General features: G+C 67.8%; 21 protein-coding genes. 8 read left to right on the forward strand and 13 right to left on the reverse strand.

What is annotated here, in order from left to right:
• The first annotated feature begins 16 nt into the window (after window positions 1-16).
• Window positions 17-721 (forward strand): TIGR03089 family protein, encoded by a 705-nt coding sequence (locus H4281_RS30950; RefSeq protein WP_182894433.1) that lies wholly within the window; start codon window positions 17-19, stop codon window positions 719-721.
• Window positions 722-734: 13 nt separating this feature from the next.
• Here the strand turns inward: H4281_RS30950 and H4281_RS30955 are convergent, their stop codons facing one another.
• On the reverse strand, window positions 735-1163 hold the full coding sequence (locus tag H4281_RS30955; RefSeq protein WP_182894434.1) for a DoxX family protein: 429 nt from the start codon (window positions 1161-1163) through the stop codon (window positions 735-737).
• Between the two features lie 282 nt (window positions 1164-1445).
• On the opposite strand from H4281_RS30955, the gene H4281_RS30960 reads away from it, so the two are divergent.
• Window positions 1446-3350 carry an elongation factor G gene (locus H4281_RS30960; protein WP_182894435.1) on the forward strand — a complete coding sequence of 635 codons (1905 nt, stop codon included), beginning with the start codon at window positions 1446-1448 and terminating at the stop codon, window positions 3348-3350.
• On the opposite strand, the gene H4281_RS30965 is transcribed toward H4281_RS30960, so the two are convergent.
• From H4281_RS30965 to H4281_RS30995, 7 genes are all read right to left on the reverse strand, one after another.
• A complete protein-coding gene (locus H4281_RS30965; RefSeq protein ID WP_182894436.1) occupies window positions 3286-3708 on the reverse strand; it encodes a hypothetical protein in 423 nt (140 codons plus the stop codon). The genes H4281_RS30960 and H4281_RS30965 overlap by 65 nt on opposite strands.
• Before the next feature lie 84 nt (window positions 3709-3792).
• The gene (locus H4281_RS30970) at window positions 3793-4728 is read right to left on the reverse strand and encodes an esterase/lipase family protein (RefSeq protein WP_182894437.1); all 936 of its coding nucleotides are present in this window, start codon (window positions 4726-4728) and stop codon (window positions 3793-3795) included.
• Between the two features lie 75 nt (window positions 4729-4803).
• A complete protein-coding gene (locus H4281_RS30975; protein ID WP_182894438.1) occupies window positions 4804-5541 on the reverse strand; it encodes an ESX secretion-associated protein EspG in 738 nt (245 codons plus the stop codon).
• Between the two features lie 8 nt (window positions 5542-5549).
• The gene (locus H4281_RS30980; protein ID WP_182894439.1) at window positions 5550-7004 is read right to left on the reverse strand and encodes a hypothetical protein; all 1455 of its coding nucleotides are present in this window, start codon (window positions 7002-7004) and stop codon (window positions 5550-5552) included.
• 3 nt (window positions 7005-7007) lie between these two features.
• Window positions 7008-7649, reverse strand: coding sequence for a DUF3558 domain-containing protein (locus H4281_RS30985; protein WP_237598057.1), 642 nt, complete (start codon window positions 7647-7649; stop codon window positions 7008-7010).
• Entirely contained in the window at window positions 7646-8119 is a 474-nt protein-coding gene (locus H4281_RS30990) for a hypothetical protein (RefSeq protein WP_182894440.1), read from the reverse strand. The genes H4281_RS30985 and H4281_RS30990 overlap by 4 nt, the downstream gene beginning before the upstream one ends.
• Window positions 8120-8849: 730 nt before the next feature.
• Window positions 8850-10007, reverse strand: coding sequence for an acyl-CoA dehydrogenase family protein (locus H4281_RS30995; RefSeq protein ID WP_312872211.1), 1158 nt, complete (start codon window positions 10005-10007; stop codon window positions 8850-8852).
• 119 nt (window positions 10008-10126) lie between these two features.
• Between H4281_RS30995 and H4281_RS31000 the strand changes: the two genes are divergently transcribed.
• Window positions 10127-11800, forward strand: coding sequence for a class I adenylate-forming enzyme family protein (locus H4281_RS31000; RefSeq protein ID WP_182894441.1), 1674 nt, complete (start codon window positions 10127-10129; stop codon window positions 11798-11800).
• Window positions 11801-11845: 45 nt separating this feature from the next.
• Here H4281_RS31000 and purE read toward each other — a convergent pair whose 3' ends face one another.
• Both purE and H4281_RS31010 read right to left on the reverse strand, forming a co-directional pair.
• Window positions 11846-12343 (reverse strand): 5-(carboxyamino)imidazole ribonucleotide mutase, encoded by a 498-nt coding sequence (gene purE / locus H4281_RS31005; protein ID WP_037815998.1) that lies wholly within the window; start codon window positions 12341-12343, stop codon window positions 11846-11848.
• Between the two features lie 11 nt (window positions 12344-12354).
• Complete coding sequence (locus tag H4281_RS31010; protein WP_182894442.1) at window positions 12355-13539, reverse strand: 5-(carboxyamino)imidazole ribonucleotide synthase; 1185 nt, start codon at window positions 13537-13539, stop codon at window positions 12355-12357.
• Window positions 13540-13932: 393 nt separating this feature from the next.
• Between H4281_RS31010 and H4281_RS31015 the strand changes: the two genes are divergently transcribed.
• On the forward strand, window positions 13933-14295 hold the full coding sequence (locus tag H4281_RS31015; protein WP_182894443.1) for a hypothetical protein: 363 nt from the start codon (window positions 13933-13935) through the stop codon (window positions 14293-14295).
• Window positions 14296-14462: 167 nt separating this feature from the next.
• Here H4281_RS31015 and H4281_RS31020 read toward each other — a convergent pair whose 3' ends face one another.
• Window positions 14463-15806, reverse strand: coding sequence for a glycosyltransferase 87 family protein (locus H4281_RS31020; protein ID WP_182894444.1), 1344 nt, complete (start codon window positions 15804-15806; stop codon window positions 14463-14465).
• Between the two features lie 52 nt (window positions 15807-15858).
• Window positions 15859-16710, reverse strand: coding sequence for a hypothetical protein (locus H4281_RS31025; protein ID WP_182894445.1), 852 nt, complete (start codon window positions 16708-16710; stop codon window positions 15859-15861).
• Between the two features lie 256 nt (window positions 16711-16966).
• Between H4281_RS31025 and H4281_RS31030 the strand changes: the two genes are divergently transcribed.
• Genes H4281_RS31030 through H4281_RS31045 form a run of 4 tightly spaced genes read left to right on the forward strand, consistent with a single transcriptional unit; the run spans window position 16967 to window position 21002 of the window.
• A complete protein-coding gene (locus tag H4281_RS31030) occupies window positions 16967-19228 on the forward strand; it encodes a sigma-70 family RNA polymerase sigma factor (RefSeq protein WP_182894446.1) in 2262 nt (753 codons plus the stop codon).
• A 10-nt stretch (window positions 19229-19238) separates the two neighbouring features.
• Window positions 19239-19739 (forward strand): GtrA family protein, encoded by a 501-nt coding sequence (locus H4281_RS31035; RefSeq protein WP_182894447.1) that lies wholly within the window; start codon window positions 19239-19241, stop codon window positions 19737-19739.
• Between the two features lie 37 nt (window positions 19740-19776).
• Entirely contained in the window at window positions 19777-20301 is a 525-nt protein-coding gene (locus H4281_RS31040) for a GtrA family protein (protein ID WP_182894448.1), read from the forward strand.
• Window positions 20298-21002: an HAD family hydrolase gene (locus tag H4281_RS31045; protein ID WP_182894449.1), complete on the forward strand. Its 705-nt coding sequence runs from the start codon at window positions 20298-20300 to the stop codon at window positions 21000-21002. The genes H4281_RS31040 and H4281_RS31045 overlap by 4 nt, the downstream gene beginning before the upstream one ends.
• Here the strand turns inward: H4281_RS31045 and H4281_RS31050 are convergent.
• Window positions 20926-22209: a sensor histidine kinase gene (locus tag H4281_RS31050; RefSeq protein WP_182894666.1), complete on the reverse strand. Its 1284-nt coding sequence runs from the start codon at window positions 22207-22209 to the stop codon at window positions 20926-20928. The two genes, H4281_RS31045 and H4281_RS31050, sit on opposite strands and share 77 nt — an antisense overlap.

Below are 22209 nucleotides of genomic sequence, written 5' to 3' on the forward strand. Positions count from 1 at the left end.
CGACTAGCCTGAGAACATGAGCCTCACCGAGCAGCTGCTGCGCCCGCTTCTTGCCTCGCCGGCGAAACCGCTGATCACGCACTACGACGACCGGGTCGGCAGCCGGGTCGAGCTGTCCGTGGCGACGATGCAGAACTGGGCCGCGAAAACGGCGAACTGGCTGGTCGACGAGTTCGACGTGGAACAGGGCGACGCCGTCGCGGTGCGGCTGCCCGCGCACTGGCAGACCGCGGGCGTGCTGCTCGGCGCGTGGTGGTGCGGAGCCCGCGTGGTCGCGGAGCCCGAGGGCGCGCGGGTCGTTTTCACCACCCCGGACGAGGAGATCGACGCACCGGCCGTCGCGGTCGTGTCGCTCGACCCGATGGGCCGCGGCCTGTCGACCCCGCCGTCCGGCGGAGCGCTCGACTACCTCAGCGAGGCCCGGATGTCCGGCGACCAGTTCTTCCCGATGCAGCCGACGCCAGGCGACACTCCCGCACTCGGTTCCTCCACAGTGGACGAAGTGTGGGCGGAAGCCACCGCACGCGCGGCAAAACTCGGCCTGACCGCGTCAGACCGAGTTTTGTCCACGATGGACTGGACGGTGCCGGACGGCGTGCTCGACGGCCTGCTCGTCCCGCTCGCCGCCAGTGCGCACCTGGTCCAGGTGACGAACGCCGACCCGGCGAAGCTGTCCGCCCGCCGCGAGGCCGAACGCACCACCGCCGACCTGACCGCGTGAGCGCTGGCGGAGGTCAGGCCGTCTGCAGCTCGTTCGCGCCCTCGCGGCGACGCCGGAACAGCACGTGGTCCAGGGACAGCCGTCCGCCGTTGAAGCCCAGCGCCAGCGCGGTGAGGCCGAGCACCAGCACGAGTTCGTAGCCGCCCTCGCCGGTGAGACCGTGCGCCGCGTGGACCGAGATCAGCGCGCCTGCCATGTTGATCGCGTAGCCGATGGCGACCACCGGCAGCAGGAAACCGACGACGAACGCGATCGAGCCGAGCAGTTCGAGCACGATCACGAGGAACGCGGAGACGCTCGGCAGCGGGATGCCGATCTGGCTGAACATGTCGGCGGTCGCCCCGACGCCGCTGTCCCATTTCTGCAGGCCGTGGGCGAAGAACACCACCGCGATGCCGATCCGGCCGAGCAGCAGCGCGACGTCCTTGACTCGAGTCAACATGGAGACAGCTCCCCCGATAGGTGAAAGTTCAACTGACCGGGCCCACGGTAGGGCACTGAACACCGTCGCGGGGGTGTCAGCCAGTGATCGACAGGAAACCGACAGGCACCCGAAAACTCGCTGTACACCGCGCCCGGCCCGGCGGTACGGTGCCGCTGACCGCGAGTGTGCGCTGCTCGCGGCCGTGTTTTCGTGTTCCCGACCCGCGAGGAGTCCCGATGCGCCGACAGTCCGATCGACCCCAGTTCGGCCTGTCTCCCGCATCTGAGGACTTCTGCCCGCATGAAAGCACTGACCATCGGCATCCTGGCGCACATCGACGCAGGTAAAACCAGCCTCACCGAACGACTGCTGTTCGAGACCGGCGTGATCGACCACGCCGGCCGGGTCGACGACGGCGACACCCAGACCGATTCGCTCGACCTCGAACGCAGGCGCGGCATCACCATCAAGTCCGCCGTCGTGGCGGTCAGCACGCCCGGCCACCGGCTCAGCCTTGTGGACACCCCCGGCCACCCCGATTTCATCGCGGAGGTCGAACGCGCCGTCGGCGTGCTCGACGGCGCAGTGCTCGTGGTGTCCGCGGTGGAAGGAGTGCAAGCCCAGACCCGCGTGCTGATGCGCACACTCGTCCGGCTCAGCATTCCGGTGCTGGTGTTCGTGAACAAGATCGACCGCACCGGCGCGCGTGCAGCGTCGCTGCTGGATTCCTTGCGTACCAAGCTTTCCCCGCAATGTGTCGCGGTGAGCACCGTAACGGGGATCGGCACCGCCAGCGCACACCCGACGCCGCTCCCCTTCGATGAACGACTCGCTGACGCACTGGCCGGAGACGACGCCTTCGTCGAGTCCTATGTGGCCGGTACAGCGTCCTCAATGGATTACCGCAAAGCGTTGGTCCGCCAGGTCGCCGCCGCCTCGGTGTACCCGGTCTTCTTCGGTTCCGCAGTCACCGGCGCAGGCGTTCGCGACCTCATCGCCGGGGTTTACGAACTGCTGCCATCCCGCGAACGGCGCGGCGACGGTCCGCTCGACGCCACCGTCTTCAAAATCGAACGCGGCCGTTCCGGCGAGAAAATCGCTTACGTGCGAATGTTTTCCGGCTCCCTTGCCGCACGCCGGCCGGTTCCTTTCCGACGCTCAGGCACGGAAGGCATCGGCCGCCCCACCGCAGTACGGGTATTCGAACACGGCGCGACCCCCGTGTCCGGCGAGGCACTGGCCGGAGATGTCGCGCGAGTCTGGGGTTTGCCGGAAATCCGGATCGGCGACCGACTGGGCGAACGCGCCGACCTTTCCCAGGACCGATTCTTCGCCCCGCCGAGCCTGGAAACGCTCGTCTACCCGGTCGATCCAGACCAGACCAGCGCCCTGTACACCGCTCTGACTCGGCTGTCCGAACAGGACCCGTTGATCAGCATCCGCCGGCAGGACCGGGAAATCACCGTCCGCTTGTACGGCGAAGTGCAGAAAGAAGTCATCCGGGCAACCCTCGCCGAAGAGTTCGGCATCGCCGCCGAATTCGAGGAATCGCGACCACTGCTGGTCGAACGTCTACACGGGACTGGACACCGCGTGCGCCGCCCCGCTCCAGACGAACGCGTGTTCTTCTGGGCCACCGTCGGACTCCGCGTCGAACCCGGCCCGCCCGGCTCCGGCACCGACTACCGGCTGGAAGTCGAACTCGGCTCACTGCCGCTTTCCTTCCACACTGCCATCGAGGACACCGTCCACGAGATCCTGCACGAGGGTTTGCACGGCCGGGAAGTGATCGACTGCGTAGTCACCCTCACCGACACCGCGTTCTATCCACCGGCCAGCACCGCCGGTGATTTCCGCGGTATGACCCGGTTGGTACTGCAGGAAGCCCTTGGTGAGGCCGGAACCCGCGTGTACGAACCGGTTCACGCGTTTGAATTGGAAGCCCCGGCGTCCGCGATCAGCGCCGTGCTGCGCAAGCTGATCGAACTGCGCGCAGTCCCCGGCGAACCAGTGATCACCGGCGATCGATGCACTGTGGACGGTCATCTCCCCGCCGCCTCCGCACACGAACTGGAACAAGCACTGCCCGCCCTCACCCAAGGCGAGGGCACGCTCGTCACCAATTTCGCCGAATACCGGCTCAAGCCGGGTGGCGGCGGGCCACGTCGAGTTCCGTCCAGCCGCCGTGGGCGGACAACAGCGTGAGAACGCGCTCCGCGAGGGCCGAAAACCGGCGCAGGTCCTCGTGGAGCGCCTTCGCGCGGGCGGAATCGAGCGGGGCGTGGTCATCCCACCACAGGCAGATGACCGCGCTCGCGCACAACACCAGTGGCTGAACGATGTCCGTGAACTCCGCGGACGGTTCGGCCGTTTCCCGGCACGTGCTCTCGATTTCGTCGCACGCGTCGAGCAGTTCGCGCAACGGACCCACCGCGCCGGACGGGGTGCCGTCCCACGACGCGGTGGGCCACGCGCGGTCGCTCAGCTCGAGCCAGAGCCGCCATCCGGCGACCAGCTCGGCCTCGTCGTGCGGCGTCCAGGTGTCGGGGAGCAGCCAGAACATGTCACCGACTGTGACATCGGCACCGGAGTCCGCACAACCAAGTCGGCGAAAGTGTTCGCGTTTTTACCCCGGGGCGGGGGTATCTCAGCTGATCACCGGGGGCACGAACGTGCAGTTGGGCTTTTTCGCATGCTGCGGGTCGAGCGCGTTGAGCACCTCGCGCTGCGCGATCGGGTCGTAGGTGATGCCGAGGTGGTCGGTGTAGTCAAGCCCGCAGACGTCCTGGAGGACAAGGTTCTTCACGTTGGGCGCGGGCTTGAGGAAGGCATTGGTGTACGGGGTGACAACGTCGTCATACATGGTCTGGATCACGGTGTAGTCGACGCCCGGAACAGTGTCGCCGCCCGCGTTGAGGTCGTTGAGGAACGCCGATCCGGTCGACTGCTCGTTGCAAGCCGCACAAGCCACGCCGACGAGATCGCGCGCGGGCGGGATCGCCTGGATCGCGGTGAGCAGACCGAACAGGTTGGTGCCGTAATTGGACGGAGACAGCCCGATCAGCTTGCCGATCTTGCTCGCGCCGCCGAGGTACTTGATCCAGTAGCGCGGGTTCATCCCGCCCTGCGAATGCCCGACGACATCAAGCTTCGAGGCCCCCGTGGCCTGGAGAATCTTGTCCCCGAATGTCGCGAGCTGGCCAGCGGTCCCCGCCACCGGCCCCACCGTCTGCAGGAACGCGCCCGGCGACCCGCCGAAGTTCCCCGCGAACACGCAGTACCCCTCGTCGGCGAGCCGCTGGGACAGATTCGCCCAGTTCTCGTACGCGTTGGCCGTGGTGCCATTGGACAGCAGCACCGGGTTCGGATGCTCCGCGGAAGGTTTGCAATCCCAGTCGTTGGCCCCCGGCGGCGCGATCGTCGGCTGCCCGACCGAGTAGATCGCCGCGGCGATGATGTTCGGCTGCACCGGACCGGTCGGTTCTTTCCCGGTTGCCCCCGATGCCACCGCAGTGCCGCCGCCGAGCGCGACCACCGCCGCCGCCAGGAGGACCATGCCCCGTCCGAACGCGCGTACGCCCATTCCGTTTCACCTCTCTGTGAACCCGACGCCTTGGTTAACGCGGAACACGAGAAAGGGAAACGCGGTTACTAGTTTTTATCGCAGACTGGTGAGCGTACGGTTCACCGCATCGATCAAGGAGGCCCGGTTTCCCGGGTAGACACTGATCTGGGCCTCGCCGTCCCGGGCGCTCTGGAAGCTCAACACCCGCCCTCGCCCGCTCAGATCGATGACCGACAACGGCGAGCTGTACCTCCGCTCGCCCCGCCCGTCCCGGATCGCGGCATGCAACTGATGCACCGCAGCACGCGGTGCCCGCATCAGATACCGCAACTCGTCGGCGTCGCCACCTTCCTCCGCGAGCGGGTCCGCACTGCCGCCCCCGTCGTAGTACTCCCGGCTGACCCGCATCGCCCGAACCGCCGCCGGAGGACATTCCGGCATCGCCATGACCAGACAAGCCGCGAGCTCATCCGGCGACACCGGATCCAGCTGAACGAACTCCGAGTCCGTAATCAACCGAACGGCGTCCGGCTTGGTCGCCGCGACGAGAATCGCGCCGTTGTCCTCCTGGTGAGTGCCGAAGTCAGTCCACCCGTACACCTCATGCCGCGCAGTAGCGAGCAGCCTCAACGTGCTCCGCAACGCATCCGCCGTGTCGCCAAGCTCGTTGAGCAGCTCCCGCGTTCGCTTCGCCCGCTCAGCCGCGCCTTCCTCGGTGAGATACATCGGTGTGTCCTCGACCACCACCGGTGCTTTCCCGAGATCCTCCCCGTGCCACAGCGCCAAAAACACCGACCGCGGCATCCGCAGCGGTCTGTCGATGATCGTCATCGAGCCCCTCAACCACCAATCGTCGGGGGTGTAGGGGGCAGCCCCGTGCGGGGGTCGAGGGTCCGCTCGCCGTTCTCGTCGACGAGCGAGAACGCCGAGTCGTCGTCGATTCCGTACTTGCGCTGGTGTTCTTTGTCTTCCTCGCCTTTGCCTTTTCCGGCACCGGCCATGCCGCCCATTCCCGGACTCCCCTTGGCTCCGGCTTTCCCCGCCGCCCCGGCTCCCCCGCCGCGGGCCGCGCCTTCCTCCCCCGCGCCGACACCGGCCCCGGCACCTACGCCCGCGCCACCGCCAAGCCGCGCCGCAATTCCTCCACTGCGGCCTGCGGCTTCGCCTCCTCCGCCGCCGAGCGGCCCAAACCCGCCGGGCGAGGGTGTCCAGCCGCTGTTGCTGTTACTGCTCCCGCCGCCCCAGGAGGTCAGCGTCGGCGTCGGCGGAGTCCAGTTCGCCCCGCCAGCCCGATCAACCGACGGCGGTGTCCACCCAGCCGTCGAAGTCCCGTCGTTGTCGCCCGGCCGATACCCTCCGCCGCCCGGTGGGACCGTGACACCTCCCGGCGGGAACGACACCCCACCAGGTCCGCCAGTAACCCCAGACCCGATGCCTCCCGGCCCGCTGGTTCCCAGCCCGCTACCTCCCGGCCCGTTAGTTCCCGGCCCGCCGACTCCTGGACCGTTGGCTCCCGGCCCACTCGCGAACCCGCCACTGGCCCCCGGCCCGCTCCCGGGCCCGCCAGAATCCTGCCCAGGCCCCCGATAAGCCCTCTCGTGCGGTCCGGTCTTGCTCTTGGCGTGATCGCCGCCGGAGTCGATCTTGAGATTCTGCCCGTCGAACCCGGACACCTGACCGTAGTTGCTGTTCAGCCCCTGGCCGTTGGCCTTGGCCTGGTCAGCGTACTTCTGATACCGCTCGACGTTGTGGTTGGCGGCGGCGTTGTACTCGTTGATCTGCTTCTCGGTGTCGGTATCCCAAGGAGTCCCCTGGTCCCAAAGATTCTTGTGCGGAGGCACCGGAGGCATCGCCTGCAACGCGATCTTCATGTCGTTATAGCCGTGCGTGGTGTCGACCAGCTTCTGCCCATTGACGACGTAAGCCTGCGCAGAGGTCGAAGACGCGTCGGATAACGGCCTCAGCCGCGCCCGAGCCGCGTCCGCACCGTCGCCAGTCCAGACAGATTCCAGCATGGTGGTGATCTGCTGCGCGTCGTCGCTATTCTGGTTGTGTTCCTGAATCATCTTCTGAACCGTGGAACTACCGTTGTCCCACGACGAAGTCCCCGGCCCCTGCTGAACCTGCTGCACAATCGCCGGTGCCGGAAGGGCTTGATCACCGAGGTTTCCGTGGTAAAAGTCGGAAAACCAGTTCCCCGCATCCTTGAGCCGGTCGTTGACCCAGTCGTCCGCGTCGCTGATCCGGTCGCCGATCCACTGAGCACCCTCGCCGATGAAGTCGAAGAACCCCATCGGTCACGCACCCGCCTTCTGCTTCAGATTGGTGACCACCATGTCCGCAAGGATCGCGGCCGCATCGCACGGGTCTTTCTTGCCGACCTGCGAATCGCCAAGCGAGACTGATGCGTCGACTGTCTTCTGGTCACTGATCCCAACACTGACCTGACAGAAAGACTTCACCACCGATTCTTGCTTGAAGGTCGAGTGAGCCACGGCCGGAAACCCTTGCACAAGAGGAAGCGGTCGCCACAAAGTTGCCTGCGGTTTACTGTTCGCAAAAACCGCGCTGAGTCCGTCAGAAAGCTTAGTAGCGTACAAGACCGTTGCCAGCGCACCAGTCTCGTCGTTCGACCACTGGCATTCCGTACCGAGCGAAGGGTCATCCCTGTGTGCGCCTTGCCGCTTCTGCCCAAGGAGGCTCGCCACTTGGTCTGGAGTAAGCGCGCTATCGCATGGATGCGTCGACAACACCGATGCGGGCAATGGATGTTCCACCTTCGGCGCACCCCCGTACGGCAACGTCTTCCCCGGCGCGGGCGACTGCGCCGGGGAAGACCCGGAACCAACTGGCTGCACAGGCGTTGATCCTCCAGAACATCCCGCCGCGAGCATGACCACCGCCACGCCAGCAACCGACATCGAGAACCGCGCCTTCATCCGAGAATCCCCTTACCCTGATCGCTGTTAGCCGCAGTCTTCACATCCGCAGCCGCCTGGCTATCCGATTCGCCGACAATGCCCAACGCCTTCTCAAGGCGGTCAATCAGTTCCGCCATGTACTGATGCATTGCCTCCAGCGACTCTTTGCCGCTCCCGAAGGCCTTTACCGCCTGCTGATTGAATCCTGTACTGCCCGGATCCGCCGCCGGCGGAGTAAGTCGCGTCAACACCTCCGCGTCCGGGATCATCATCCGCGTATTGTGCTGAAGTCGCTTCGCCCGTTCGAGCAGCGACTGCGCCTCGTCGCGATTCAAGGTGAACCCGGCCCCCGCCTTCGTGGCGGATGCCACCGCGGCAGCGTCCGACACCCCTTTGGCCACGTTCATCGCCGCACCCACGACAGTGATCGGCAACCCGGTCAGCCAGCCGGTCGTTTCGATTGCTGACTCTGGATCGTTCTCAGCCATGCCCGCCCTCCCCTGCATCGCACGCCTCTCGACCAGGCATCCAGTCCTGAGGCTCCTCCCGCGGTTACTGTAGCCAACCGCTCACAGCGGGGTGACAGAAACGAGCAAACTCACCCCACTGTGCACTACGCCGAACGGAGCAACCGCACCATCAACGACGCGAGGCCGGGTCACACGCCCCCCTTTGTTTCAGTTTCGCGACTACCATGCCCGCAACTCGTACCGCAGCGTCACACGGATCCTTCTGTGCGTCGACCTCTGCCAGACCAAGGTTAACTGAAACGCCGAAAGTATATTTTTCTCCGATACCGAAACTCATTTGACAGAATGACCTCGCCCTTTGGGCACTGTATGTTGAGTGAACAACTGCCGGAATTCCGATGACACTGCGCGCCGAGTTCAGTCTTATCGTCATGCCCCCGCGGGGTTTTGCACCGGAGCCTCGCCCACCTGGTCAGGCGTGAGAGCGCTATAGCATGGATGTGCTGGCAACACCGACTCCGACGGTGGATGCTCTATCGGCGGAGCACGCTGTCGCGAACATGGTTCCTCCAGTGCAACAGCGGTCAGGCTCGCGAACCGCACCTTCATACGACAGTCTCTCCCCTGTGACACAGTCTCCGCGGCGCAACAGTAGCCAAGTCGCGCACCAGGCGGCGGCAGGTTCAGGCACGAAAAGAGCCCCACCACCCGATCCGGGCAGTGGGGCTCTTCAAGTGATGCCGGAAGCTCAGCCCTTCAGCAGGGCCCGCGCCATGACGACCTTTTGGATCTGGTTCGTGCCTTCATAAATCTGCGTAATCTTCGCGTCGCGCATCATGCGCTCTACTGGGAAGTCGCGGGTGTAGCCTGCGCCGCCGAACAGTTGCACGGCGTCTGTGGTCACCGACATTGCCACGTCGGAGGCGTAGGCCTTGGCCGCTGATGCGGTGAAACCGGCGCGTTTGTCGCCGCGTTCGGAGGAGGCTGCGGAGGCGTACACGAGGTGGCGGGCGGCTTCGATTTTTGTTCCCATGTCGGCCAGCATGAACTGGATTCCTTGGAAATCTGCGATTGCTTTGCCGAACTGCTTGCGTTCCTTGACGTACGCGACGGCGGCGTCCAGGGCGCCCTGGGCGATTCCCAGGGCTTGCGCGCCGATCGTCGGGCGGGTGTGGTCGAGGGTGCGCAGGGCGGTTTTCAGGCCGGTGCCCGGTTCGCCGATGATGCGGTCCGCGGGGATGGCGCAGTTTTCGAAGTAGATTTCGCGGGTCGGGGAGCCCTTGATGCCCAGCTTCTTTTCTTTCGGGCCTACCGAGAAACCTGGGTCGTCCTTGTGCACGACGAAGGCGGAAATGCCGTTTGCTTTCTTTTCCGCGTTCGGGTCGGTTACGGCCATCACCGTGTACCACGAGGATTCGCCGGCGTTGGTGATCCAGCACTTGGTTCCGTTGAGGACCCAGTGGTCGCCGTCCAGTCGGGCTCGGGTTCGCATGGACGCGGTGTCCGAACCGGCCTCTCGCTCGGACAGTGCGTACGACGCTGAAGCTTCGCCCGAGGCGATCGACGGCAGGACCAGCTTCTTCAGTTCCTCCGAAGCGGACAGAATGATCGGCTGCGTGCCCAGTTTGTTGACTGCCGGGATCAGGGACGCGGACGCGTCGACGCGCGCGACTTCCTCGATCACGATGCATGCGCCGATGGCGTCGGCACCCTGGCCGTCGTACTCCTCGCCGATGTGGACGGCGTTGAAACCTGCCTTGATGAGCGCTTCGTTGGCCTCGACCGGGTAGCGCTCCTGCTCGTCGACCTCCGCCGCGTAGGGCGCGATCTCCTTTTCGGCTAGAGCCCGGACCGCGGCCCGCAGTTCCTCGTGCTCTTCGGCCAGCTGATACAGGCCCTCGGCCACCTTCAGTCACCTCTTCTGCAGCGAAACGGGAGAAAGTCCCTCGATGTTAGCCCGCGTTCACTCCGAACGCGGCCGCTCGCTTCTTGTGTCCTCGGCCTCACCGTTCGTATGGTCAAGCGATGGCTGCCACTGCGTCGACCCCGCCGCCCGGATTGCCCGCTTCTCTTGACTACCCCGAGGTGCCGATCAGTTCGGTGCTCGCGGGCGCCGCGACACGCTACGGCGACCGGGTCGCGTTCGCCATGGGCGACGACCAGCTCACGTTCGCTCAGACCTGGCAGGCCGCCTGCCGGTTCGCGCAGGCGCTGCTCGCCCGCGGCATCGGGCGGGGCGACGTGGTCGCCGTGCACCTGCCGAACTGTCTCGCGTATCCGATTGCTTACCACGGCATTCTGCTGGCTGGAGCGACGTTCAGCCCGACGAATCCGCTCCTTCCGCCGGACGACCTCGCCTTTCAGCTCGCTGACTGCGGTGCGGCCGCGGTGGTGACGTTTGGACCGGTCTCGGGCACGCTCGCGGCGGTCGCCGACCGGATTCCGGCGCGGCTCACGATCGTCGTCTCGCCTGCTGGCGAGCTCGACGAGGGGAGTGTGGAGTTCCGCGAATTCTTCGCTGGCCAGCCTGCGGACAGGCCAGAGGCAGCGATCGACGTCGATACCGACCTCGCTCATCTCGCCTACACGGGTGGCACGACGGGGCGTTCCAAGGGCGTTGAGCTCACGCATCGCAACGTCGTCACGAACACGCTGCAGCACACCTGCTGGTCGACCGGGTCGGTACCGGCGCTCGACGCGAACGGCGACGTGACGATCGACCAGATCGGCAGCCCGGACGAATGGCCGACCCGGCTTGGCACCGGCACCGCGATCAACCTGACGCCGTGGTTCCACGCGATGGGCGTGATCGCGGGGCTCAACGGTCCGCTGCTCGGCGGCGGGACGACCGTGCTGCACGCCCGCTTCGATCCAGCCGCCTACGTCGCGGATGCGGAACGGCTGCAGGTCACGACCATCGGCGGCGCACCCGCGCTGTTCGCGGCACTGCTGGCCACGCCTGCGTTCCACACTGCCGACCTGTCGTCGGTGCGCAACATCGGCTCCGGTGCGGCGCCGATGAGCCACGAGATGATCCGCGCGCTGCACCAGCGGTTCCCGGACGTCGTGATCGCCGAGGGATACGGGCTCACCGAGGTGACGATGGGCGCGGTGATCTCGCCGAGCTACCGGTCCGGTGTGCGCAAGGTGGGGTCGGTCGGCAGGCCGATCTTCGACACCGAGGTCAAGCTCGTCGCGGACGGCAGCGAGGAGCCACTGCCGCCTGGGCAGGAGGGCGAGGTGTGTTTGCGCGGGCCGCAGGTGATGCGCGGGTACCGGAACCGTCCGGAGGAAACCGCCGCCGCGCTGGTCGACGGATGGCTGCACACCGGCGATATCGGCGTGCTCGACGAGGACGGCTATCTGTCCATTGTGGATCGCAAGAAGGACATGCTGCTGTACAAGGGATACAACGTCTTTCCGCGCGAGCTCGAGGAACTGTTGAGCGCGTCGCCGGGCGTGCTGTCCGCGGCGGTGGTCGGACGGCCGAGTCCGGAGGTCGGCGAGCTGCCGGTGGCGTTCGTGGTGCGGAAGCCGGATTCCTCAGTGGACGCCGAGCAGTTGATGGCGGCGGTGAACGAGAAGGTGCTGCCGTACAAACGCCTGCGAGAACTGCATTTCGTGGCGGAGATCCCGGTGTCGGCGGCGGGCAAGGTGCTGAAGCGGGAACTGCGGAAGCAGCTGCCTGACCCGGCCTGAACCGACAGGGTGCGCGGATGCCGGACCGGCATCCGCGTGCCCGGCTTACTTGCCCGCTTTTTCGCGGAGCTTGGCGTCCTTGTCGAGGACGAGCTGCTCCAGGTCCTCCTGGAACTGCGTCAGCTTCGCCTGCAACTGCAGGTCGGCGGCGGCGAGGATGCGGACCGCGAGGAGACCGGCGTTGCGGGCCCCGCCGACGGACACGGTCGCGACCGGGATGCCGGCGGGCATCTGCACGATCGACAGCAGCGAGTCCATGCCGTCCAGGTACTTCAGCGGAACTGGCACGCCGATCACCGGCAGCACGGTCGCCGACGCGACCATGCCCGGCAGGTGCGCGGCACCGCCCGCACCCGCGATGATCGCCCGGATCCCCCGGTCAGCCGCGGATTTCGCGTAGTCCAGCATCCGCTGCGGGGTGCGGTGCGCCGAGTAGACACCGACCTCGTACTCGACGCCGAACTCGTCCAGCGCTTGTCCCGCGGCCTCCATCACCGGCCAGTCGGAGTCGCTGCCCATGATCACGCCCACCTGCGGCGCCATTGTGTTCCCCTTCAGTGGATCTCGTAGCCGTCGAGCCAGACGGCGTGGGACAGCCAGTGCGCGGACAGCAGCGCGCGATCGCGCAGGTCGTCCATGCGGTCGCCGACGAAGTTGACGTGCCCGAGTTTGCGGCCGGGCCGGTCCTGTTTGCCGTAGAGGTGGATCTTCACCTCGGGGAACCGCGCGAACAGGTGGTGCACGCGCTCGTCCGGGCTCATCTGCGGCGAGACGTCCGCGCCGAGCACGTTCGCCATCACGCACGCGGGCGCGATCAGGTCGGTGCGGCCGAGCGGGTAGTCCAGGACGCCGCGCAGATGCTGCTCGAACTGCGACGTGCGCGACCCGTCCATGGTCCAGTGGCCGGAGTTGTGCGGGCGCATCGCCAGCTCGTTGACCAGCAGACCGGTTTCGGTCTCGAACAGCTCGACCGCGAGCAGCCCGGTGACGTCGAGTGTCGACGCGATGCGCAGGGCCAGCTCCTGCGCTTCGTGCACGCGCGACTCGGACAGCCCCGGCGCCGGGGCGAGAACCTCGGTGTTGATGCCGTTCGTCTGCACGGTCTCGACTACCGGATACGCCGCGCCCTGGCCGAACGGGGAGCGCGCGACCAGCGCGGACAGCTCGCGCTTCATCGCGACCTTCTCCTCGACCAGCAGCTCGGTGCCGGCTTCGAGGAGTTCGGGAACGGTCTCGCGGGCTTGCTGTGCGGTGTCGAGCATCCAGACGCCCCGGCCGTCGTACCCGCCGCGCGACGCCTTCAGCACCACCGGCCAGCCGTGCTCGTCGCCGAACGCCACCACATCGTCCACAGTGGACACTTCGGCGAAGGCGGGGCCGGGCACGCCGAGGCCGGCCATCATCTCGCGCATCACGAGCTTGTTCTGCGCGAACCCGAGCGCGGTCGGCGCGGGACGGACGACGAAGCCCTCGGTGGCGAGAGTGAGCAGGTGCTCGCCGGGCACGTGCTCATGGTCGAAGGTGACCACGTCGACCTGGCGGGCGAAGTCGACCAGCGCGTCGAGGTCGGTGTGGTGGCCGATGACGACGTCGCTCGCCACGAGAGCCGCCGCGTCGCCCTCGTCAGCAGCCAGCACCTTCAGCGACTGGCCGAGGGAAATCGCCGCCTGCTGCGTCATGCGGGCGAGCTGCCCGCCGCCCACCATGCCGACGATGGGAAGACCGGTTCGTTTGTCCATAACGCCGCCCAGGTTACTGGGCGGGAGCTGGCGGACCACCGGCGACCTGCGGCGGAGGTGATGGCTGACGGGGTGCGGGCTGATGCCGGGGACCGGGGGCGGCGTGCACCGGCTGTCGCGGCAAGCGGGGTGCGCTTGGGCCGGGACGGCTGGGGGCGCGGATTAGCGCCGGGAACCCGGCCGCAGCGCGCACCGACCATGGCGGGAACCCAGCCGCAGCGCGCACCGACCGCGGCGGCAACCCGGCCGTGGCGCGCCCACAGACAACCGACCCGACTGGACGCCAGGCGTATCGACCTGACGAAACCAGCCCAGCAGCACCCAGAACCGCCAGCAGGCAACACCCGCGCGCCGAACCCACCCCAGACGGTCCCGCTGCAGCAGGATGGCCGGATGGAATCCGTCACTCTCCCGCGTCCGGTTCTTCACGCCCTCCGGCAAGCCAGCCTCCCCGGCGTGGCCACCGGGATGCTCACCGGCGCGACCCGGCCGCTGACCTTCCCCAAGGGATTCGGCGACGTGCTCGCCTGGCTCTGGAGCACCGACTCCAACTCGGCCGTGATCTACCTCGCCGAACTGATGAAGCAGCTCCGCGAACGGCACCCGCTCGCCAAGACCGTCACGCCACCGTTCCGGTTCGACGAGTTGCTCACCGCGGCGCGCGACTGTCTTCCGGACGACTTCGCGCACGCCGAACTGCTGATCCAGTACACCCGCACCGCGCTGGGCGACTTCTACGGCGGTCAAGCGGAGTAAAAGAGCTCACTATTCGGTTGATCTGCCCGGGCAAACGCCGGATCAGAACGAATGGCCGTGCCCGTCCGCGAGCGAGGCTCCGGACGGCCGCGTAACCACCGCGATCCAGACAGTAACCGCCACCACCGACAAAAACCGCAAACAAGCCTCTGACCAGCGCAAAGAGGCTATGGAGAACCCACGGGTTCCCGCTGAGCCCGGTTGCGGGCACGCCGCTGCAGCCCCCACCGCAAGACCAACGCCACAGCCAGCACTACCGGCATGAGGATGTACGCGTCGCCGAGGATGTTCTGCCACACCTTCCAATGCAGCTCGACATTCCGGCCGTTCGGCAAGATCAGCAGCACGCAGCTGACGAAAACGAACGCCACGAGGAACGTTCCCAGCCACCGTTTCCAGGCGGTCGCGGGAGTGGTTTTCGGCAGTCTGGACACGAGGAGCACGACCAGCGGCGCGACCCAGACCCAGTGGTGCGACCAGGAAATCGGCGAGATCAGCAGGATCCAGAACGCGGTGACGAGCAGCGCGGCCAGCGCTTGGCCGCGGCGGTGGAAGCGGAACATCAGCCACAGGGCCGGGACGGCCAGGACCAGGCCGATCGCGGTCGCGGCGGTCGAGGCCCACGGGGCCAGGTCCGTGGCGCGGTTCATCAGTGCGTTCAGCGACTGGTTGCCCGCCCAGTGCACCGGGCCGATCCGGCCGGTGTCGGGCAGCGTTTTGGTCCAGTATTTCCACGAATCGTGCGGATTGATCAGGAACAGCAGCGCCTGCATGCCGACGAAGGTCGCCAGGCCGCGCAGGGCGTCTTTCCAGCGGCCGGTGACCAGCAGATGGCCGAGGAACACGATGGGGGTCAGCTTGATCGCCGCCGCGAGGCCCACCAGCACGCCGCCCCAGCGGCTGCCGCGGGCGCCGATGACGAGCATGTCCAGCAGGACCATCGCCATCAGGATCAGGTTGATCTGGCCGAGGAAGATCGTTCGCCACACCGGTTCGAAACCGAGGAAGACCAGGAAGAACACGATGGTCGACCGGGCGGGCGAGGCCCACCAGCGGGGGCCGTCGGCGGCCGGGCGGGGCAGCGCGCCGATCGCGATCCGGACCGACAGGGCGAGCGCGGCCAGCGAGACGACGGTCAGGAAACCCCAGGCCACCTGCACCGGCACGAGCGCGAGCGGCGCGAACAGCAGGGCCGCGGTCGGCGGGTAGGTGAACGGGAGCAGCGCCCAGCCCGGTTCGGTGGGCAGCGTGTTCGCGTCGTACAGGTTGTCGCCGCGCAGCAGCTGCAGCGCGCCCGCCCGGTAGACCGCGCTGTCCACGCCGAGGTTCCAGTCGTGCGTCCAGCCCCAGAACCCGATCGCGATCGCGAGCAGCGGGAACACCGCGAGGATGAGCATCGACCGCGGGCGCACGGACAGCCGTGCCAGAGATCGGCGCAGAGCCAGCCGGGGTTGCCCGGATCGATTCACCGGAGCTTCGCCGTCGGCAGCGGAGGGTACGGTCCTGGTCACCACACCAGGAAAGCACGAGTGCGGGAATGCTGGTCAGGAAGGGGGACCGGGGTCAGCTATGCGCCAATTCCGTCAGCAGCTCGCACGCCCGGTCGTGCGTCCCGGGCAACCGCACGGCTGACACGAGCGGACGGGCGACGTCGCGCAGTTGCGGATCCACGGAGAGCCGCTCGTTGAGCGCCCTTCGCAGCGCGACCCCGCGCGTGGCCAGGCGTTCGTTGCGTTCGGCCAGCACCGCGACCGCGGACGGGCCGATCGTCGCGTAGCACTCGCCGGTGTCGAACACGGCTCGGACGGCGTCCGCGGCGAGGATCATCGCGGTCAACCGGGGCCAGCCGGACACCGACGTCAGGTCCAGCGACACGGTCAGCAGCACATTCGCCTCGTTGACCCCGCCGCGGTAGATCTCGCCGAGCCGGGTCCGCAGGTACGCCGCGGACGGCAGGCCAGTGAGCGGATCGGTGACTTCGGTGTGCACGAGCTGGTCGGTGGCGACGTCTGCCCAGGCCAGCGCGGTCACGCGAAGCAGCCGGGCCGGGGTGGCGTCGACATCCGGAGCGACGAATCCGTCGACCGCGTCCGGATCGGCGAGCACCGCGTGCAGAGCGGCCAGGTCGGACAGCGTCTCCGACAACCCCGCGCCTGCCGCGGCCCGCGCCCTGCCCAGTCCGGCCAGCGCGTTCTCCGCGCCTGTCGAACCGTGCCGGACGACAGCCGCGCACACCGCGTCCACTTCGGGCAGTGCCCAGTCGCTCGGGAAACGCCAGCCGGCCGCGAGACTGGCTGTTCGCCAGCGAGCTCGCAATGCCCGCAAATGGCGGTCCCGCTCGAACCGCGCACGCGTCTCGTCCCCCGACGAGTCGCCTGCGGAGCCGAACCGCGCCCCGGTCGCCGGTACGTCCACCGAACCCCCAGCTCCTTCCGGTACCTGTCGATCTTGTTCCCCAATCACGGAGGGGACGCGGCGGTACTCCCCTCGTGACGCGTTTTCCCCGATCTTTTTCGCCTAATCCCCAGACGAGGAGGTGAACTTGCTGCGCCTACTGAGGTACGTGTCGGACCACGGCGTGACGAGTGTCGCCGCATCCGTCACACTTGGTGTGCGTTGTAGGGAGTAAAGCGCGTGGAGTCCGCCGCGCGCGCAGCATTAAAGGAGCCCCGTGTCCACCGTTCCCGCCGATCTCTCCGGTAAGAGTGACGCCGAGCTGATCGCAGAGGTGCGCGCGGGAAAGATCGCGTCCTACGGTCCGCTCTACGAGCGGCACAGCGGTGCCGCGCACAACCTCGCCCGCCAGCTCGCGCGGTCCAGCTCGGAGGCCGACGACCTCGTGTCGGAGGCGTTCTCGAAGGTTCTGGACACGCTGCGTGGCGGGAAGGGCCCGGACAGCGCCTTCCGTGCGTACTTGCTTACCGCGCTGCGTCACACCGCTTACGACAAGACGCGTCGTGACCGCCGGATCGACCTCAACGAGGACATGAGCGACGTCGGCGGTGCCGCCGGCGAGGCGCTCACCGTGCCGTTCTCCGACACCGCCGTCGCGGGCCTTGAGCGCACGATGGCCGCGAAGGCGTTCGCGCGGCTTCCGGAACGCTGGCAGGCAGTCCTGTGGCACACCGAAATCGAGCAGCAGAGCCCGGCTGAGGTCGCGCCGCTGCTCGGGTTGACCGCGAACGGCGTGTCCGCGCTCGCGTACCGCGCCCGGGAAGGGCTGCGCCAGGCGTATCTGCAGGTCCACCTCCAGGAAACCGGTGCGGACCGCTGCCGCGCGACGGCCGAGCGGCTCGGTGCCTGGACGCGCGACGGACTGTCCAAACGCGAGCGCTCGCAGGTGGAGAACCACCTCGACGAATGCGACAAGTGCCGGGTGCTGGCGGCCGAACTGGCCGACGTCAACGGCAGCCTGCGCGCGATCATCGCCCCGATCGTCCTGGGCGGCGCCGCTCTCGGCTACCTGGCGACGATCGGCGCGGCCAAGGCGAGCGCGGCTACCGCCGGTGCCGCCGCGGTCGGTGCCGGAGCCGCCGCGGCAGGCGGGGCCAAGGCGGGTGCGGCGGCAGCCGCGTCCGCGCCGCGGCAGTTCGCCGGGGTCGCCATGTCCGGGGCCGCGATGGTGGCCGCTGTCGCGGTCGCATTGGCCGCTGGCGGCGGGACACAGACCATTCCTGCTGCTCAGCAGGCACCCGCACCGCCGCCGGCTGCTGCGCCGGCACCTGCGCCGAAGCCTGCTCCCCCAGCTCCGCCGGCCGCGCCGCCCGCTCCCCCGGCCCCGCCGCCCGCGCAGCCCGCGCCTCCGGCTGTGCCGCCGCCCGCGGCACCCCCGGCCGCCCCGCCGGCGCAGCCGCCGGCCCAGAACCCGCCTGCCGCGCCGCCGCAGCTGTCCGCGTCCCTGCCGCCGAGCGGGGTCGAACTCCAGCCTGGCGGCGGGCCGGTCGCGCTGCCGATCACCGTGCGCAACAACGGCGGTTCCGTGTCCGATCCGGTCCAGGCGACGCTGAACCTGCCGCCGGGAGTCCGGGCCGTTCAGGCGAACGGCGGCGGCGCGGTCGGCTCGTACTCCAGTGAGGCGGCCGCGCAGTCCGGGCCGATGCAGGTCGCGTGTCCAGGCGGCACGGGCACGGTCACGTGCAAGACCGGCAGCGGATTGCAGCCTGGCCAGTCGGCGGTGCTGATGTTCCGGCTGCAGGCGGACGAGAACGCGAAGGGCGGCGAGGTGACCGGTTCGGTCACTGCGGGTGCTTCGGTCAAGGTCGACGTCAACGTCCAGGTGAAGGTCAATCCTCCGAAGGATGCTCTGTCGCTGTCCGCCAAGGCGATCGGAGCGACATGGCGGCTGAAGCCGCTCATCGACGCTGACGTGCAGAACACCGGAGAGAGCACGAAGCCGGTGACCATCACCTTTGACCATCAGGTCGAGGGGCAAGTCAGCTTCAAGCAGTTCAAGTGCACGTCCAGCGACGCGAGCACGAGCTGCACCAGCGCCAAACCGCTGGCTCCCGGCGAGCGGGCGTCGCTGTGGGTGATGGTGGACCGCCAGCCGTTCGAGGGCCCGCTCACCGTCACGGTCAACGCCTCGCTCGGCAGCGCCTCGGCGAAACCGGTCTCGGTGGATCTCGGCTGCTGGTGGAACATGTGCCACGATCCGACGATCGGACCGCTGTCGTCCACGTCGGTGCCGCTGCCGCCGACGTCGTCGACCTCGAAGAGCCACGCGCCGAATTCGACGAAGCACCCGAAGCCGACGCCGCCCTCCACGCCGTCCACTGACGAAGAGACGCCGGATCCGACGTCGAGCAGCCCGGCCGCCACCACGAGCGCGCCGCCGAACCCCGGTTCGGACAGCAAGCCCGGCAAACCCGATAACCACGACAAACGCCCGCCGTCAGTCGAACCCCGGGGGTTCTTCGGCTGGTTCACGGAGTAGCGTCCGCTAGGTGCGCGAATTGCTGGCGAAGCACCGTGAATTGGTCCGTTTCGCCCTGGTCGGCGGCACGAGCTTCGTCATCACGCTGACGATCACGTACGTCCTGAAGTTCACCGTGCTGCGGACGCATCCGGTCACGGCGCTGATCGTCGGTGTGCTGATCGCCACGATCTTCTCCTACGTCGCGAACCGCGAATGGGCGTTCCGCACTCGCGGCGGGCGGGAACGCGCCCACGAGGCCGCGCTGTTCTTCCTGATCAGCGGGGTCGCGTTGGGGCTGAACGCGTTGCCGCAGTGGATTTCGCGCTACGTGCTGCAACTGCAGGTGCCGCACGTGAGCCTGGTCGGGCAGGAGACGGCCGACTTCGTCAGCGGGATGCTCCTCGGCACTCTGCTCGGGACGTTGTTCCGCTGGTGGGCGTTCAAAAAGTGGGTGTTCCCCACGGAGGGCGCCCGGACGGAACCCGCACGGAACGACAATCCGGATATTCCGGACCGTAAGGCCGCCTGAGACCTGCCGTGACCTCGAATTCTCTAGACTGCGATACGTGACCGTCGTCGAAACCGTGCTCGCCCGCACGCCCGAGCCGTTGCGCTCCGTGCTCGTGAGGCACCGGGAGCTGCTGAAGTTCGCGATCGTGGGCGGCACGACCTTCCTGGTCGACAACGGCGTCTGGTACCTGCTGAAGCTCAGCGTGCTGGAGTCGAAACCGACCACGGCGAAGGCGATCGCGATCATCGTCGCGACGATCGTGTCGTACGTGCTCAACCGCGAATGGTCGTTCCGCACCCGCGGCGGCCGCGAACGCGCCCACGAGGCGACGCTGTTCTTCCTGATCAGCGGCGTCGCGGTGGTCGTGAACCTGATTCCGCTGCTGATCTCGCGCTACTGGCTGCACCTGGAAGTGCCGCACGTGTCGCGGTTCGTGCAAGAGGTCGCGGACTTCGCGAGCGGATCGATCATCGGCATGCTGCTGGCGATGGTGTTCCGGTTCTGGGGCTTCAAGAAGTGGGTGTTCCCCGATGAGCTCGGGGAACGGCGGAAGGACGGGGTCACCCGGCTTCCCCGGTGACCCGGCTGGCGCTGTTCGACCTCGATGACACGCTGACCGATCTCAGCGGGGCGTTTTCCCGCTGGGCGGCGGAATTCGCTGCGGCCTACCGGCTTCCCGAGGACGCGGCCGCCTGGCTGATCTCGGCGCGATGCGGTGGACCAACGGACCGGTTCTTCGCGCAGGTCCGGCAGAAGTTCGAGTTGGTTGAGCCTGTTGAACAACTGTGGGCGAGTTACCGCGCGAGGATTCCGCAGCTAGTGCGGCTCTATCCCGGCGCGCTGCACGATCTCGGCGCCCTTCGTGCCGCTGGATGGCGAATCGGCATTGTCACCAACGGGATGCCCGACAACCAGCTGGCGAAACTCCGCCGCACCGGTCTCGTCAATGCGGTCGACGGTTACTGCGTTTCCGCCGCCGTCGGCCTGCGCAAACCCGATCCGCGCATCTTCCGTCTCGCCGCGCGAAATTGCGGAACCACGCTGTCCCCCGACGATTGGATCATCGGCGACAGCCCCGGCCTCGACATCGCGGGCGGGCACAACGCCGGATCGCGCACGCTTTGGATCAGCCACGACCGCATGTGGCCACAAGGTCAACCGCCGCATCGCACTGCGGCAAATCTGCGGGAAGCCGTTCAGATCCTCAGCGAGGAACCGGCTCCGCAGGCCACCGCAATTCCCCCACCTCATCCGGCCGAGGCACCTTCAGAAACAGGCTGAAAATCGCCGGACGCTTATTCGACAGTTCCAACCGCCCGCCGTCCGCCTCGACCAGTGCTCGGGCGAGAGCCAACCCGACCCCGGTCGAACCCCCGCCAGAAAAACCGCGTTCGAAAATGTGCGGCGCGATTTCATCCGGCACCCCGGACCCGGTATCCGCGACCTCGATCACCACGGTCCCCTCGGCATCGCCGCGGCGAGCGGACAGCGTGACGGTCCCCGCGCCGTGGCGGAGGGCGTTGTCCAGCAGCACTCCGATCACCTCGCGCAGCCGCGCCGGGGTCACGCGCACCATCAGGCCGTCCGCGACCTTCAGCCGCAAGTTCCGGCCCTCGACCCGCAGCAGCTGACGCCATTCCTCCGCGACAGCGGGCAGCGTCACCGGCAGATCGACCGGCTCGGCGTCTACCTCACGGGCAGCGCGGGCGGCGGCCAACAGCTCGTCCAGGGCCTGCGCGAGGCGGTCCGCTTGCTCCTGCGCGGCTCGGGACTCCTCGACGACGTCCGGGTCTTCATGGCCGGTCAGCGGCTCCAGCCGGAGCTGCAGCGCGGTCAACCGGCTGCGCAGCTGGTGCGAGACGTCCCCCACCAGCTGCCGTTCCCGCTGCACGAGCTGTGCCAAGGCGGACCCCGACGTGTCCAGGGCTTCCGCGACCATGTCCAGTTCGGCCACGCGGTAGCGGCTGGGATCGGGGCGGAAATCGCCGCCGCCCAGGCGGGAGGCGCGGTCTGCGACGTGCCGGAGCGGTTTCGCCAGGCGGCGCGCGGTCACGGTCGCCACCACGGTCCCGGTGCCGACCGACAGGACCACCAGCAGCACGACCAGCAGCGTCACCTGCGTCTGCTTCGTGCGCACCGGACCGCTGGGGATCGCCAGCATCACGGTGCCGCTGCGTGCGGTCGGGACCGATTCGACCACGGGGTCCGGGCCGGGGTTCGCGCCGAGGTGTTTTTCGCTGAAGCCCTCGGCGCGCACGATCAGCATGCCGCCCTCGGGAACGCCGACGCGAAACTGCTCCAGGTCGATCTCCTGGCCGTTCGCGACCTGCGTGTCGACCGTCGCGGCGATGTTGCGCGCCCGTTCGGCCAGGCTTTCCCGGTTGAGGTTCTCCACCAGCCGCCACGCGGTGACGCCGAGCGGGATGCCCAGAACGGCCGCGGTGACCAGCACGGCGAGGAGGATCGCCAGCAGGATCCGGCGGCGCAT

It is taken from the genome of Amycolatopsis dendrobii (assembly GCF_014145675.1).
Lineage (GTDB): Bacteria > Actinomycetota > Actinomycetes > Mycobacteriales > Pseudonocardiaceae > Amycolatopsis > Amycolatopsis dendrobii.